The 14,647-nt window shown below is 70.8% G+C and carries 17 protein-coding genes; 6 read left to right on the top strand and 11 right to left on the bottom strand.

The genetic code is table 11. The features are described from left to right. Both JMJ55_RS03985 and acpS read left to right on the top strand, forming a co-directional pair. Window positions 1-2,319: a RelA/SpoT family protein gene (locus JMJ55_RS03985; RefSeq protein ID WP_407927519.1), complete on the top strand. Its 2,319-nt coding sequence runs from the start codon at window positions 1-3 to the stop codon at window positions 2,317-2,319. Beyond that, a complete protein-coding gene (acpS, locus tag JMJ55_RS03980; protein WP_202824170.1) occupies window positions 2,316-2,720 on the top strand; it encodes a holo-ACP synthase in 405 nt (134 codons plus the stop codon). The genes JMJ55_RS03985 and acpS overlap by 4 nt, the downstream gene beginning before the upstream one ends. Here the strand turns inward: acpS and JMJ55_RS03975 are convergent. The 4 genes from JMJ55_RS03975 to dapA form a co-directional block, all read right to left on the bottom strand. After that, the gene (locus JMJ55_RS03975) at window positions 2,710-3,267 is read right to left on the bottom strand and encodes a glutathione peroxidase (protein WP_202824169.1); all 558 of its coding nucleotides are present in this window, start codon (window positions 3,265-3,267) and stop codon (window positions 2,710-2,712) included. The genes acpS and JMJ55_RS03975 overlap by 11 nt on opposite strands. After that, window positions 3,260-3,931, bottom strand: a complete 672-nt coding sequence (locus JMJ55_RS03970) for a sulfite oxidase-like oxidoreductase (protein WP_202824168.1) — start codon at window positions 3,929-3,931, stop codon at window positions 3,260-3,262. Before JMJ55_RS03970 ends, JMJ55_RS03975 begins: the two co-directional genes overlap by 8 nt. Before the next feature lie 66 nt (window positions 3,932-3,997). Beyond that, window positions 3,998-4,483 carry an SsrA-binding protein SmpB gene (smpB, locus tag JMJ55_RS03965; protein WP_043363836.1) on the bottom strand — a complete coding sequence of 162 codons (486 nt, stop codon included), beginning with the start codon at window positions 4,481-4,483 and terminating at the stop codon, window positions 3,998-4,000. Between the two features lie 66 nt (window positions 4,484-4,549). Beyond that, on the bottom strand, window positions 4,550-5,428 hold the full coding sequence (gene dapA / locus JMJ55_RS03960) for a 4-hydroxy-tetrahydrodipicolinate synthase (RefSeq protein WP_202824167.1): 879 nt from the start codon (window positions 5,426-5,428) through the stop codon (window positions 4,550-4,552). A 114-nt stretch (window positions 5,429-5,542) separates the two neighbouring features. On the opposite strand from dapA, the gene JMJ55_RS03955 reads away from it, so the two are divergent. Genes JMJ55_RS03955 through JMJ55_RS03940 form a run of 4 tightly spaced genes read left to right on the top strand, consistent with a single transcriptional unit; the run spans window position 5,543 to window position 9,289 of the window. Next, window positions 5,543-7,495 carry a lytic transglycosylase domain-containing protein gene (locus tag JMJ55_RS03955; protein WP_202824166.1) on the top strand — a complete coding sequence of 651 codons (1,953 nt, stop codon included), beginning with the start codon at window positions 5,543-5,545 and terminating at the stop codon, window positions 7,493-7,495. Then, a complete protein-coding gene (locus tag JMJ55_RS03950) occupies window positions 7,492-8,340 on the top strand; it encodes an alpha/beta fold hydrolase (protein ID WP_202824165.1) in 849 nt (282 codons plus the stop codon). Before JMJ55_RS03955 ends, JMJ55_RS03950 begins: the two co-directional genes overlap by 4 nt. Then, window positions 8,337-8,789, top strand: coding sequence for a phosphatidylglycerophosphatase A (locus tag JMJ55_RS03945; RefSeq protein WP_202824164.1), 453 nt, complete (start codon window positions 8,337-8,339; stop codon window positions 8,787-8,789). The genes JMJ55_RS03950 and JMJ55_RS03945 overlap by 4 nt, the downstream gene beginning before the upstream one ends. Then, a complete protein-coding gene (locus JMJ55_RS03940; protein WP_202824163.1) occupies window positions 8,789-9,289 on the top strand; it encodes a CinA family protein in 501 nt (166 codons plus the stop codon). The genes JMJ55_RS03945 and JMJ55_RS03940 overlap by 1 nt, the downstream gene beginning before the upstream one ends. A gap of 160 nt (window positions 9,290-9,449) precedes the next feature. Here the strand turns inward: JMJ55_RS03940 and JMJ55_RS03935 are convergent, their stop codons facing one another. The 7 genes from JMJ55_RS03935 to lipA all read right to left on the bottom strand — a co-directional run bounded on the left by JMJ55_RS03935 (window position 9,450) and on the right by lipA (window position 14,647). Beyond that, entirely contained in the window at window positions 9,450-9,815 is a 366-nt protein-coding gene (locus JMJ55_RS03935; protein ID WP_202824162.1) for a response regulator, read from the bottom strand. Window positions 9,816-10,024: 209 nt separating this feature from the next. Then, entirely contained in the window at window positions 10,025-10,978 is a 954-nt protein-coding gene (locus JMJ55_RS03930) for a Bug family tripartite tricarboxylate transporter substrate binding protein (protein ID WP_202824161.1), read from the bottom strand. Continuing rightward, the gene (locus JMJ55_RS03925) at window positions 10,975-11,364 is read right to left on the bottom strand and encodes a YraN family protein (protein ID WP_202824348.1); all 390 of its coding nucleotides are present in this window, start codon (window positions 11,362-11,364) and stop codon (window positions 10,975-10,977) included. The genes JMJ55_RS03930 and JMJ55_RS03925 overlap by 4 nt, the downstream gene beginning before the upstream one ends. Beyond that, window positions 11,361-12,425 (bottom strand): threonine aldolase family protein, encoded by a 1,065-nt coding sequence (locus tag JMJ55_RS03920; protein ID WP_202824160.1) that lies wholly within the window; start codon window positions 12,423-12,425, stop codon window positions 11,361-11,363. Before JMJ55_RS03920 ends, JMJ55_RS03925 begins: the two co-directional genes overlap by 4 nt. 68 nt (window positions 12,426-12,493) lie before the next feature. Beyond that, entirely contained in the window at window positions 12,494-13,117 is a 624-nt protein-coding gene (locus tag JMJ55_RS03915; protein WP_202824159.1) for a glutathione S-transferase family protein, read from the bottom strand. 72 nt (window positions 13,118-13,189) lie between these two features. Further along, entirely contained in the window at window positions 13,190-13,654 is a 465-nt protein-coding gene (locus JMJ55_RS03910; protein WP_202824158.1) for a type II toxin-antitoxin system RatA family toxin, read from the bottom strand. A 6-nt stretch (window positions 13,655-13,660) separates the two neighbouring features. Further along, window positions 13,661-14,647, bottom strand: coding sequence for a lipoyl synthase (lipA, locus tag JMJ55_RS03905; RefSeq protein ID WP_202824157.1), 987 nt, complete (start codon window positions 14,645-14,647; stop codon window positions 13,661-13,663).

Raw genomic sequence — 14,647 nt, 5'->3', positions numbered from 1 at the left:
TTGACGGAGCGCGACGCCGGGCCCGCCTTCGCCCTGGCGCCGCGCGCCCCCGAAGGCCCGGCCAGTGGCACCCTCGCCCTGCCGGAAGCCGCCACCCTGCCGCCCGGCCATGCCGAGGCGGCGCAGCTGGCGGAGCGGGTCCTTGCCTACGACCCGCGGGCCGATATCGGCCTCATCACCCGCGCCGGCCAACTCGCCGCCGAGGCGCATGCCGCGCAGAAGCGGGAGAATGGCGAGCCCTATATCACCCATCCGCTCGCGGTCGCCGGCATCCTGGCCGATTACCGGCTCGACAGTGCGACCATCGCCACTGCCCTGCTGCATGACGTGGCCGAAGATACCGCGGTCGGGCTGAAGGAGATCGAGCGCCGCTTCGGCGCCGAGGTCGCCCGGCTGGTCGATGGCGTCACCAAGCTGACCCGGATCGAGCTGCAATCCGAGCGCACCAAGCAGGCGGAGAACCTCCGCAAGCTGGTCCTGGCAATGAGCGAGGATATCCGCGTCCTGCTCGTGAAGCTCGCCGACCGGCTGCACAACATGCGGACACTGCATTTCGTCCCGCAGCAGGCGCGGCGGCAGAAGACGGCGCGCGAGACGCTCGAGATCTTCGCCCCCCTCGCCGAGCGCATCGGCATGGATGCGCTGAAGACCGAGATGGAGACGCTCGCCTTCCAGGCGCTGCATCCGGAAGCGCGGCAGACCATCGCCGCTCGCCTCACCTTCCTCCGCGGCCAGGGCGCCGACCTGATCCGCGAGATCGAGCAGGATCTGCGGCGCGTGCTGGCCCGGCATGGCGTGAAGGCGCTGGACGTGATGGGGCGGGAGAAGTCGCCCTATTCGATCTGGCTGAAGATGCAGAAGAAGAACGTGGCCTTCGAGGCGCTCTCGGATGTCATGGCCTTCCGCGTCATCGTCGAGGACCGCGCCGCCTGCTATGTCGCGCTCGGTGCCGTGCACGACGCCTATCGCGTCGTCCCGGGCCGCTTCAAGGACTACATCTCGACGCCCAAGACCAACGGCTACCAGTCGCTGCATACCGGCGTGACCGTGCCGGAGCGGCGCAACGCCAAGATCGAGGTGCAGATCCGCACCCGCGAGATGCATGAGGTGGCGGAATTCGGCGTCGCCGCGCATTGGATCTACAAGCAGGGGCCTGAGACGGCCAATGCCGGCAGCACCCGCAAGCGCTACCCCTGGGTGCGCGCCCTGCTCGACATCCTGGAGAATGCCGAGGGGCCGCAGGAATTCCTCGACGACACCAAGCTCGAGCTGCACCGCGAGCTGGTCTTCTGCTTCTCCCCCAAGGGCGACCTGATCGAGCTGCCGCGCGGCGCGACGCCGGTGGATTTCGCCTATGAGGTCCACAGCCAGGTCGGCGATACCTGCGTCGGCGCCAAGGTCAACGGCAAGATCGTGCCGCTGCGCCACCAGCTGGAGAATGGCGACCAGGTCGAGATCATCACCGCCCGTGGCGGCCAGCCCAACCCGGCCTGGGAACGCTTCGTCGTCACCGGGAAAGCGCGCGCCCGCATCCGCCGCTTCGTCCATGCCCGCCAGCGCGAGGAGAACCAGGAGAGCGGCCGCGCCGCCATCGCCAAGGCCTTCCGCCAGGAGGGTTTGGAATTCTCCGAGAAGCTGCTCGACGGCGCGCTGAAATCGCTGAAGCAGCCGGGCCTGCCGGAGCTCTATCTGCTGGTCGGCTCCGGCTCGCTCTCGGCGCGCGACGTGGTGCAGGCGGCGGTGCCGGAGCTGCGCACGCCGCCCCGCATCGCCGATCCGCTGCCGCTCGCCAGGCCGCGCGGACGCCTTGGTGCCGGGCCGCTGCTCGGTGGGCGGGCGGAGCGCGGCGGTGGGCCGCTGCGCGCCCTGGCGCCGGCGATGCCGGTCACCGGCCTGGTCAGCGGCATGCCCTATCACTTCGCCGGCTGCTGCCACCCGCTGCCGGGGGAGCGCATCCTCGGCATCGTCACCACCGGCAAGGGCGTCTCGATCCATGCCGCGGACTGCCGGAGCCTCGAAAATTTCTCTGCCGCGCCGGAACGCTTCCTCGACATCGACTGGGATGAGGGCGCGATCGGCAACCATGTCGGCCGGATCATCGTCGAGACTCGCAACAAGCCCTCGGCCCTGGCTGGCCTGACCGAGACCGTGGCGCAGCAGGATGGCGTGCTGGCCGGGCTGAAGGTGAACCACCGCGACCAGGAGAGCTGCGAGATCGCCCTCGATGTCGAGGTGCGCGACTTGCGGCACCTGGAGCGGATCATGGGCGCGCTGCGGGCGCCGGCCGACAACCTGCGGGTGGAACGGGCGCGCGGATGATCCTGGGTCTCGGCAACGACGTCGTCGATATCCGCCGGATCGAGCAGACCATGGCGCGCCATGGCGACCGCTTCCTCGATCGGGTCTTCACCCCGGTCGAACGCGCCAAGGCGGAGCGGCGGACGGAGCGGATTCGCGCCAGCACCTACGCCAAGCGCTTCGCGGCGAAGGAGGCTGCTTCCAAGGCCCTCGGCACCGGCTTCCGCGCCGGCGTCTTCTTCCGCGACCTCGGCGTGGTGAACCTGCCAAGCGGGCAGCCGACCCTCAAGCTGACCGGTGGCGCGGCGGAGAGGCTGGCGGCCATGACCCCGCCCGGGCATCGGGCGGAGGTGGCGCTGACCATGACGGATGAATACCCCTATGCCAGCGCGGTGGTGATCATCTCGGCGGTCAGGCTGTAGGCGGGGCCGCCAGCGCCGCCTCCACCGCCCGCAGCAGCGCTGGCGCATCCGGCTCGGTCGCGGTCGGGAAGCCCTGCACCCGCCGCCCATCGCGGCCCACCAGGTATTTGTGGAAATTCCACCGCGGCGCCCCGCCGCCTTTGGCGGCAAGGAAGGCAAACAGCGGCGCCGCCCCTGCGCCGCGGACATGCGCCGGCACGGTCATCGGGAAGGTGACGTTGTAATTCGCCTCGCAGAAATGCTTGATCGTGCGGGCGTCGCCACTTTCCTGGTTGAAGTCATTGGACGGCACGCCGAGCACCAGCAGCCCGCGCGGCGAGAAGCGCTCATGCAGCCGCTGCAGCCCGGCATATTGCCGTGTGAAGCCGCAGAAGCTGGCGGTGTTCACCACCAGCATCGGCCGGCCGCGGAAGCCGCCCAGGTCGAGCGGCCCGCCATCGATCGACTCCATTCGGAAGTCGAAGGCGGTCGGCTCCGCCGCCCCTGCCCCGCCCGCCATCGCCAGCCCCCCGAGCGCCAGGACGGCACGCCTGCTCAGCTCAGCCATACCGTTCCTCCAGCCAGGGATCGCCGTTGTTGTGGTAGCCGCGGACTTCCCAGAAGCCCGGCCGGTCCTCGCGCAGCAGCTCGATCCGGGTCACCCATTTCGGGCTCTTCCAGAAATAGAGCCGCGGCAGCACCACCCGCACTGGGCCGCCATGCTGGCGCGAGATCGGCTCGCCCTCCCAGGAATGGGCCAGCAGCACCTCCTCGCGCACGAACTCGGCCAGCGGGACATTGGTGGTGTAGCCGTCATAGGAGGTGAAGGAGACGAAGCGCGCTTCCTCCTTCGGTCGGGCCAGCTCGATCAGGTCCCGGGCGCGGACGCCCTGCCAGTGGTTGTCGTAGCGGCTCCATTGCGTGACGCAATGGATGTCGTTCACCAGCTCGACCTGCGGCAGGGCCATGAATTCCGGCAGGGTGAGGCGCACCGGCGCCTGTACCAGCCCCTCCACCCGCAGCCGCCAGCGATCGGGCGCAACATCGGGCTGCACGCCGAGATCGAGGACGGGCCAGTCCTTCACGAGCGTTTGGCCAGGGGGAAGGCGGTCGCGGGTCGGGTCGCCCTGGGTGCCGGTCAGCAGCCGGCCGTCGCGGGCCCAGGCCTGCTTGGTGTCCACCAGCTTCTGGCGGATGCCACCGGTCAGGGGGATGTCGTCGTCCTCGGCCATGCTGATCTCCTGCTGTTCTTACCTATCGGCAGCAGGGGCGGATGCAAGGGGCCCCAAGGGGCGGAGCTAGCCCCTCGCCCGCATCAGCCGCGCCTTGTCCCGCGCCCAGTCCCGCTCGGCGATGGCGTGCCGCTTGTCGTGCTTCTTGCGGCCCTCGGCCACGCCCAGCAGCACCTTGGCCCGGCCCTTCTCGTTGAAATGGATCTGCATCGGCACGATCGTCGCACCTTCGCGCGCGATATTGCCGATCAGCTCCTGCACCTGCTTGCGGTGCAGCAGGAGCTTCCGCGGCCGCGTCGGCTCGAAGCGGGCGACCGTGCTGCCGGCCTGCCATTCCGGGATGGTGCAGTTAAACAGCCACATCTCGCCATCGCGCTCGCCGGCCCAGGCCTCCGAGAGCGTCGCCCGCCCGGCGCGCAGCGATTTCACCTCCGGCCCGACCAGGGCCAGGCCCGCCTCGATCGTCTCGCCGATCGTGTAGTCGTAGCGCGCCCGCCGGTTCTGCGAGGCGATGCCGTGCGAGATCAGGCCCTTCTTCTTCGTCTCTGCCATGGGGGACCTTTACCTGCCGGGCCAATTCACGCGCCGCGGCTGCGCCGCTTTGCGATCGGACCGCATCTAGTTCAGCAGCCCCGCGGAAACCATGGCCTCCCGCACCCGCTTCCGCACCGGCTCGGAGACCGGGGCCAGCGGCAGGCGGCAATGGTCGGTCCCCTTGCCGAGCAGGCTGGCGGCATATTTCACCGGCCCTGGCGAGGTCTCGGCGAAGAGCGAATCATGCAGCGGCACCAGCCGGTCCTGGATGCCCATCGCCTCGGTGATCCGCCCGTCCCGCCAGGCCTTCTGCATCTCGGCGCAGAGGCGCGGCGCGACATTGGCGGTGACGCTGATGCAGCCATGGCCGCCGGCGGCGTTGAAGGACAGCGCCGTGTGGTCCTCGCCCGAAAGCTGAATGAAATCCTCGCCGCAGGCCCGGCGGGTATGCAGCGGGCGGGCCAGGTTGGCGGTCGCATCCTTCACGCCGACGATGTTCGGGTGCCTGGCCAGCCGCGCCATGGTCTCGACGCTCATGTCGATCACGCTGCGCGGCGGGATGTTGTAGATGAACAGCGGCAGGTCGGCCGCATCCGCCAGCGCCTTGAAATGGAGGTACATCCCCTCCTGCGTCGGCTTGTTGTAGTAGGGCGTCACCACCAGGGTGCCATCGGCGCCTGCGGCCTTGGCGTGCTTCACGAAGTCGACCGCCTCGGCGGTGCTGTTGCTGCCGGCGCCGGCGATCACGGGCACGCGGCCGCGCGCCACCTCGACGCACATCTCCACGACCCGCTTATGCTCGGCATGCGAGAGGGTCGGGCTCTCGCCCGTGGTGCCGACCGGGACCAGCCCCTCGGTGCCCTCGGCGATCTGCCATTCGACGAGGTCCTGGAAGGCTTTCTCGTCCACGGATCCGTCGCTCCGCATCGGCGTGATCAGCGCGACCATCGAACCCCTGAACATCGGCATTTCCTCCTTGGCAGGGGACGAAGCTAGTGGCCTGAGCCCGTAGGAACAAGGGCGCGCGGGACAGCGCCGCACGGGACAGAGCCGGGGCGGATCGGCTACAAGCTGCCGATGCGCCGCCGCACCGTCCTCGCCCTGCCTGCCGCCCTCGCCCTGCCCCGCCCTGCCGCTGCCCAGCCCGCCGCCGCCGGCGGGGCTGAGGCCACGCGCTCCGCCGGGCGCCAGGCCGTCGCCTTCGCCAATGCCAATCGCTGGGCCGAGGCCGATGCCGTGGCGCAGAGCGCCCATCCGCTGATCCGCAAGCTGGTCACCTGGATGCGGCTGCAATCCCGCACCAGCGCCGCCCTCGCCCCCGAGATCGCCGGCTTCGCGCTGCAGAATCCCGACTGGCCGGGGCAGGAGGCGCTGCAACGCCGGGCGGAGGAGGCGCTGGCCGCCGAGCCCGACGATGCCCTGGCCAGCCGCTTCTTCGCCGCCCGCCCGCCGCGGAGCCTGGACGGCCATCAGCGCCTGGCCGATGCCCTCTCCCGCGCCGGCCGCGCCGAGGAAGCCGCCAAGGCGATCCGCAGTGCCTGGCAGGAGGCCCCCTCCGATCCCGCCGCCGAGCCGGGCTTCCTCGCCCGCAATGCCGGCAGCCTGACGCCGGAGCACCATTGGCGCCGCTTCGACCGCCTGGCCCTGGCGCGGGAGGCCGGCGGGGCCAGCCGGGTGACCGGCTTCCTCGACCCGGCGCGGCAGGGCATCGCCGCCGCCCGGCTCGCCTATGCCGCCGATAGCTCGGATGCCGACCAGCCGGGGCTACAGGCGCGGGAGCCGGGCCTCGCCTTCGAACGCGCCCGCTGGCTCCGCCGCCGCGACCGCGATGCCGAGGCGGTGGCGGCCTGGGCCGGCAGCGATGCGCCCTCGCCCGAGGCCGCCCGTGCCGCCTGGCCGGAGCGGAACCTCCTCGCCCGCAAGCTGATCCGCCTGGGCGATGCCCGCAGCGCTTATGCGGTGGCGGCGAAGCACGGGCTGGAATTCGCCGGCGAGGCCCGGCAGGACGCTGAATTCCTGGCCGGCTTCATTGCGCTGCGCCGGCTCGAGGATGCGGCAAGCGCGGAGCGGCATTTCAGCCAGCTCGCCGAGGGCAGCCGCAGCGTCATCACCCGGGCCCGCGCCCTGTATTGGCAGGGGCGGGCGCTGGCGGCCCGGGGCGATACGGGCGCACGCACGCGCTATGCGGCGGCGGCCGAATTCCCCGTCACCTTTTATGGCCAGCTTGCGGCCCTGGCGCTGGGCGAGGATGGCCCTGCCCTCTCTTCCCGCATCGCCGCGACGCGCGGCCCCGCCCCGGCCGCAGGGTTCGAGGCGCGGGAGCTGGCGCAGGTGGTCCTCGCCCTCGCCGATATCGGCGAAACCCGCCGGGCCCGCCAATTCCTGTTGCGGCTGGAGGAGCTGGCGAGCGAGCCGGCCGAGCGGGCCGCCACGGCCCGGCTCGGCACCCGGATCGGCCGGCCCGACCATGCGGTCTGGATCGCCCGCCGCTCCGGCGCCGCCGGGCTGATGCTGCTGGAGGATGGCTGGCCCACCCCATACCCCGCCCCGTCCGAGGGGCCGGAGCCGGCGCTGGTGCATGCCATCGCCCGGCAGGAGAGCAATTTCGATACCGAGGCCGTGTCTTCGGCCAATGCCCGCGGGCTGATGCAGCTCCTGCCCAGCACTGCTCAGCTTGTCGCCCGGCGGATCGGGACGGCACTGCCGCCGGGAGCCCTCAACGGAGATCCGGCGCTGAATATGCGGCTTGGCGCCGCCTATCTGGGGCAGTTGCTGGACCGCTTCGGCGGGGTGCTGCCCTTCGCCATCGCCGGCTACAATGCCGGACCGAACCGGGTCGATGAGTGGCTCGGCACCTTCGGCGACCCGCGCAGCGGCACCATCACCATGCTGGACTGGATGGAGCTGATCCCCTTCGGCGAGACCCGCAACTACGTCCAGCGGGTGCTGGAGAACATGGCGATCTACCGCGCCCGCGACCCGGCTGCTGCCGGCCAGCCGCATCCGATGACGCGCTGGCTCGGGGCGTGACGCCCCTGCCCCGGCGGATCGCCTTCAGCGCCCGGGACGGCCTCCGCCTCTCGGCGCTGGAATGGGCCGGCGATCCCAGTGGCACGCCGCTGCTCTGCCTGCCGGGCATTGCGCGTACCGCGCTCGACTTCACCGGCATCGCCATGCGGCATCGCGGGCGGCGGCGGGTGGTGGCGCTCGACTATGCGGGCCATGGCGAGAGCGGGCGCGCCGCCGATCCTCGCCGCTACCGGGTAGAGGTGGCGATCCGCGACCTGCTGGATGCGATGGCGGCGCTCCGCCTGCACCGCGTCGCCCTGCTCGGCACCAGCTTCGGCGGCGTGCTCGGCATGGCGCTGGCGGTGCTGCGGCCGACGGCGCTGGCGGCGCTCGCGCTGAACGATACCGGGCCGCGGCTGGAACCGGTCGGGCTCGATTATGTGCGGGACTTCATCGGCAGCGACCGCTCCTTCGCCGATGCCGCGGCGGCGGCCGAGTATTTGCGCGGCGTGCTGCCACCGCTCGGCATTCCGGAGGCGGGCTGGCCGGCCCTGGTCGGCACCACCTTCGCGCGCGGCGCGGATGGGCGGCTGCATCCGCGCTGGGATCCGCGCATCGTCGAGGCCATGCCGGCCGAGACGGGTCCGACCGAGCTCTGGCCGCTTTTCGGCGCCCTGGACAGGATTCCGCTGCTGCTGGTCTGGGGCCAGGCGAGCGTCGTGCTCTCGGCGGCGACGGTGGCGCGGATGCGGGCGGAGCGGCCGGACATGCCGGTGGTCGCGCTGCCCGGCATCGGCCATGCGCCGACCCTGCTGGAGCCACCAGTACTCGCCGCGCTCGACCGCTTCCTCGGCGCCGTACCGTGACCGCGGCCGCGCTCGTCGCCAGCCTGGGCGGCATCGGCCGGCTGCGGCCGGCGCCCGGCACCTGGGGCTCGATGGTGGTGCTGCCGCTGGTCCTGCTCGGGCCGGTCGCCTGCCTGGCGCTCGCGCTGCTGGCCAGCATGGCCGGAATTTGGGCTGTCCATCGGGTGCTGGTGGAAGACCGGCGAGCCGATCCCGGCTGGGTGGTCGTGGATGAAGCGGCGGGGCAGCTCCTCGCGCTGGCCGCCCTCTCGGCCGAGACCACCGGCTGGGGCGTGTTGCTGGCCTTCCTCCTGTTCCGCCTCTTCGATATCTACAAGCCCGGCCCGGTCGGCTGGGTCGATCGCCGGCATGGCCCGCTGGCGGTGATGCTGGATGATGTGGTGGCCGGCGCGATGGTAGCGGCGATCCTGCTGCTGCTGCGCCTGGTCCTGCCGGAGGTGCCGATCTGATGCTGCCGCCCTCGACGCTGGATGCCGCCCGCGATTTGCTCGCCCTCCTGGAGGCGCGGGGCCTGACCCTGACGACGGCCGAGAGCTGCACCGGGGGGCTGATCGCCGCAGCGCTCACCGCCATCCCCGGCTCCTCCGCCGTGGTGACGCGGGGCTTCGTCACCTATTCCAACGAGGCCAAGCGCGACATGCTCGGCGTGCCCTGGGGCGTGCTGGAGGGCTGTGGCGCGGTCAGCGAGAGCGTCGCGCGCCGCATGGCCGAGGGCGCGTTGCGGGCGAGCGGTGCTGGCCTCGCCGTGAGCTGCACCGGCATCGCCGGGCCGGGCGGAGCGACGCCAGGCAAGCCGGTCGGCCTGGTCTATATCGGCGCGGCGCGGGCGGGCGGCGAGACGCGCGTGCTGCGGCGCGTCTTCCCAGGTGACCGGACCGCCGTGCGGGCGGCGACGGTGGCCGAGGCGCTGGAGCTGGCGCGGGCGCTTCTACCCCATCGCGCTGGCTAAGGCCCGTTAGACAAGGCCAATCGGGTCGGTCCGGCGGGTCTTTTCCGTCCCCGGTGCGTCGGACGGCTTGCCGATGCAACCAGCATCGGCGGCACCGTCCTCCTGCCAGGGCCAAAAAATCCCTCGCCGGCCCTCAACTTCTGGCCTCGTCTAACGGGCCCTAGAGCGCATGCGGTATCAGGACCGACACCGTTGCCGTCAGAGCATTAAGATCGAACGGCTTGTAGAAAACCCGCTCCCAGGACAATAGGATACGGCCGGCCAACATCTCCTCACTGCCGGTCTCATAAACCACCTGCAGCCCCGGCCGCTTCTGCTTGGCTTTGGTCGCAAGGGCCAACCCGTTATCGCCAGGGCCCAGGTCGAGGTCGGTGACCAGCACATCGATAGGCTGCTCCAGGTTGTCCAGGATGACCAGGGCGTCTTCGGCATTGCTCGCTTCGAGAAAGTCAAACCCGGCTGCTTCAAAGAAGTCGGCGAGGGTGAGGCGCACGACGGCATCATCCTCAACCAGAAGCACTGTCATCGTTCTGGTTCCTTTCCTCTGAAGTTCGGTGACTTCAGAATCGAAAGGTGCTCCCATCTTGGAGAGGTGAGAGATCACGGGCCTGAGATATTACGACCAGTTTACCCGCATAGGTTGTAACTCGGATTAGCCCACGGCTCTGGGTTGTGCGCGCTACCTGTGGAGAACCGCTCCCCGCCGCCGACAGGCTGAAGCCAAGGACATTTGGACTACTCCGCCTTGAGGCCGCGCGCCGCGATCAACGCCCGCCAAGCCTCGATCTCGGCGACGACGAGGCCGCGCGTCGCCTCCGGCGCGCTGGGCGCCACCTCGCCATCGGTCAGCTCCTCCAGCCGCGCCGCGATGCCGGGCTGGGCGAGCGCCCGGAGCAGCGCCGCATGCCATTGTGCGACCACTGGCGCCGGGGTGCCGGCCGGTGCCGCCAGCCCGGCCCAGGTGATCGAGCGGAAGCCCGGCAGGACTTCCGCCACCGCCGGCACATCGGGCAGCCGGGTGGAGCGCCGGTCCGAGGTAACGCCGAGCGCCCGCAGCCGCCCGTCGCGCAGCATGGCCATGGCGCCGACCGTGGTGCTGATCATCAGCGGCAGTTCCCCGCCCAGCACGCCGGTCAGGCCCGCGGCGTCGCTGCGATAGGGCACCTGCGTCATCTCGATCCCGGCGGCGGCGCTGAACAGCTCTCCGGTCAGGTGATGCGAGGAGCCGGGGCCGAGCGTGCCGTATTGCACCGCGCCGGGCGCCGCCCGCGCCGCGGCGATCAGCGCTGGCAGGTCGCGGTATGGCCCTTCCGCCCGCGCCACCAGGGCGAAGGCATAGCGCAGCGCGATGCTGATCCAGGCGAAGCCATCCACCGGATCGAAGCCGTTGGCGCGGCCGAAGGCGGCGGCGACACCATGGCTGCCGGTCAGCAACCCGACCGTATGGCCATCCGGCGCGGCGCGGCTGAGGGCCAGGCTGGCGATATTGCCGCCCGCGCCCGGCCGCGGCTCCACCACCACCGGCCGGCCGAGCGCCTCGGCGAGCGGCGAGGCGAGGATGCGGCAGATGGTATCGGCCGCACCACCGGGGCCGAAGCCGTGCAGCAGGGTGATGCTGCGCTCCGGGAAGGCCAGGGCAGGTGTAGCCAGGAATGGGAGGGCAAGCAGGCCGCGGCGGGTGGCGTTCATGCCCGATCATCTCCTGCCCGGAATGCATCGGCAATGCGCCGCACCGTGCCATCGGCGGCGACCACTAGCAGGTCGAAGCGAATGCCAGCCGCGCCCGCCCCCGGATTCTCGGCCAGCCAGCACTCCGCCGCGGCCAGCAGCCGCGCCCGCTGCCGGGGCCCGAGGGCGAAGGCCGCCTCGGCGAGGCTCGGTCGCGCCTTCACCTCGATGAAGGCGAGCAGCCCCTCCCGCTCGGCGATGAGGTCCAGCTCGCCCGCCAGGGTGCGGCAGCGCCGGGCCAGGACCGTCCAACCCTCGCGCGCCAGTGCCGCCTCGGCCGCCGCCTCCCCGGCGCGGCCGGCGCTCTCGGCCCGGCCGCCGCGGAGGCGCCGACCCGCTTCGCTCAGCGGGAGAGCGCCGCGCGGATGCCGGCCGCCGCCTCCTCGATCATCGGCGCGGTCACGTCGAGATGGGTGCAGGCCCTGACGCGCCCGCCGAGGCCGCTGACCGCGATGCCCTGCAGGGCCAGCCGCGCCTGCAAGTCCCCGACATCGACGCCGGTGTCGCGGATATCGAAGAAGACCAGGTTGGTGTCCGGCTCCTCCACCGTCACGCCCGGGATCTGCCGCAGCCCGCGCGCCAGCGCCTTGGCATTCGCGTGGTCCTCGGCCAGCCGGTCCACATTGTGGTCCAGCGCATAGAGGCAGGCGGCGGCGCAGATGCCGGCCTGCCGCATGGAGCCGCCCAGCCGCTGCTTCCAGCGCCAGGCCCGGCCGATGAACTCGTCCGAGCCGCAGAGCACGGCGCCGAGCGGCGCCCCGAGGCCCTTGGTGAAGTCCAGCCAGACGCTGTCGTATTGCGCCACCATCTCCTTCGGCGCGATCCCGGCGGCGACGCAGGCATTCATCAGCCGGGCGCCGTCCATATGGGTGGACCAGCCTTCCCCATGCGCCACATCGGCCACGGCATTGAGCTGCGCCAGCGGCCAGATGGTGCCGCCGCCGATATTGGCGGTCTGCTCCACCTCCAGCAGGCGCTGCGGCGGGGCGTAGCGGGTCTTGGGCCGGATCGCGGCGCGGACATCGTCGGCGGTGAATTGGCCGCGGGCGCCCTTCAGCGGGTAGATCTGCACGCCGGTCAGCGCCGCATGGGTGCCGCCCTCGCTATGGAGGATGTGGCTGGTCTCATGCGCCACCACCTCATCGCCCTTGCCGCAATGAGTGAGGATGGCGATGACGTTGCACATGGTCCCGGAGGGCAGGTAGATCGCCGCCTCCTTCCCCATCAGCGCCGCCATCCGGTCGCAGAGCGCATGCACGGTCGGGTCGTCGCCGTGCTGCTCATCGCCGACCTCGGCGCGCATCATCGCCTCCTTCATCGCGGGGCTGGGGCGGGTCTGGGTGTCCGAATAGAGGTTGATGCGGACCGGCGGGGCGCCTGCGGGCGGGCGGGCGGGGGCGTGGACCATGGCGGGATTCCTATCCTGGATGCCCGACCCTGCGACCGCCGCGCGACGCTGGCAACACCCCGTGAGGCCTAGATATGCTTGGCCCAGACGGGCGCGACGGAGGGGCGCGCGGCGACGGCCCGGGCGATGGATTCGACCTTCGGGCAATTGGCCGGTGTCCATTCCCGCCCGCCCATCCAGCGGGAGAGGAAGGCCAGATAGAGATCCGCCACCGAGAAGCGCTCCCCGAGCAGGTAGGGCGCCGGTTCGATCTGCGCCTCGATCAGGCGCCAGATGTCGCGCCCCATCTCGATCGCGCGGGCCTTGATGGCCGGGGCATGGGCGGGGTCGGCGCTGAACCGTTCGGGATAGTCGCCGCGGGTGACGCATGGGTAGAATTCGCCGGCGACCAGCGCCATCCAGCGCAGCTCCACGGCCCGGCCGGGATCGCTGGGCGGCGGCAGCAGCCCCGCCTCCGGATGCCGGTCCACAAGCGTGAGGAGGATGGCGAGGCTTTCTGTCACAACCGTACCATCCGGCAGGATCAGGGTCGGGATGCGTCCCATCGGGTTGATGCGGCGGTATTCCGCCGCGAGCTGATAGTCGCCCTCCAGCGGCACCGCGTGCAGCTCCACCGGCGCACCGATCTCGGCCAGCGCCATCTCGACCGGGGCCGAGCCCGATCCCTTGTCGCCATAGAGGATGTAGCTCATGGCCCAAGCCTGCCCCGGCCAGGCCCGCTCATGCCAATATAAAAGCCTGATGCGACGGATCAGACCCGTTGATCAGGCGGCTGGCACCGGGCTCGGCGCCGCGTTCGGGCGGCCATAGAGCTGCATCGCCCGCCGCTCGAAAGCGCGGACCATCAGCCGCACCGCCTCATTGAAGACGGTGCCGATCACGGCCTGGAGCAGGCGGGAGCGGAATTCGAAATCGACGAAGAACTCCACCTGAGTGCCCTGCGGATGCGGGACGAAGCGCCAGTGGTTGTTCAGATAGCGGAAGGGCCCGTTCATGTATTGCACATGGATGTCGTGCGGCCGTTCCAGCACCACCTCGCTGCGGAAGCTCTCGCGGAACAGCTTGAAGCCGATCGTGAGGTCGGCGATCAGCTTGTCATCGTTCTGCGAGACGATACGGGCGCCAACGCACCAGGGCAGGAATTCCGGGTAGCGCCGCACATCGGCCACCAGGGCGAAGAGCTGCTCCGGGGTGTAGCGCAGGATGCGCTTCTCGGCATGGGTCGGCATGGCAGCTTAGGTGGCCATGGCCGGCAGGGCCGCAAGCTGCCTTTCCCGCGCGGCCCGCAATGCCGCGAAATCGCGATCCGCATGGTAGCTGCTGCGGGTCAGCGGCGTGGCCGAAACCAGGAGGAAGCCCTTGGCCCGGGCCATCCGCGCATAATCCTCGAACTCGTCCGGGGTGACGAAGCGATCGACCGCCGCATGCTTCACGCTGGGCTGGAGGTATTGGCCGATGGTGAGGAAATCCACCTCGGCGCTCCGCATGTCGTCCATGACCTGCAGCACCTCCATCCGCTCCTCGCCTAGGCCGACCATCAGGCCGGATTTGGTGAAGATGGTGGGGTCGAGGGCCTTCACCCGGTCGAGCAGGCGAAGCGAGTGGAAGTAGCGCGCCCCGGGCCGGATATTCGGGTAGAGCTTCGGCACCGTCTCCAGGTTGTGGTTGAAGACATCCGGCCGGGCCTCCACCACCACCTCCAGCGCCCCGTCCTTGCGGAGGAAATCGGGGGTCAGCACCTCGATGGTGGTCTCGGGCGCGGCGGCGCGGAGCGCGGCGATGGTCTCGGCGAAATGCCGGGCGCCGCCATCGGCCAGATCGTCCCGGTCGACGCTGGTGATGACCACATGCCGCAGGCCGAGCGTCGCCACGGCTTCGGCGACCCGGCGCGGCTCATCCGGGTCGAGCGCCTTGGGCAGCCCGGTCGCCACGTTGCAGAAGGCGCAGGCGCGGGTGCAGGTCTCGCCCATGATCATCATGGTGGCGTGGCGCTGCGACCAGCATTCGCCGATATTCGGGCAGGCGGCTTCCTCACAGACCGTGACCAGCTTCTGGTCCCGCATCAGCGCCCGGGTCTCGTGATAGATCGGGTGCGTCGGCGCCTTCACCCTGATCCAGCTGGGTTTCCGCTGGATCGGGTTGTCCGGCCGGCCAACCTTCTCCGGATGCCTCACGGCATCACGGGCCTTCTCGGGATGCCGGATTTCGATGCGGGTCGTCAT

Origin of the sequence: Belnapia mucosa, from assembly GCF_016775475.1 — a bacterium.
GTDB lineage: Bacteria > Pseudomonadota > Alphaproteobacteria > Acetobacterales > Acetobacteraceae > Belnapia > Belnapia mucosa.
This window is presented reverse-complemented; position numbering and strand designations above follow the sequence as displayed.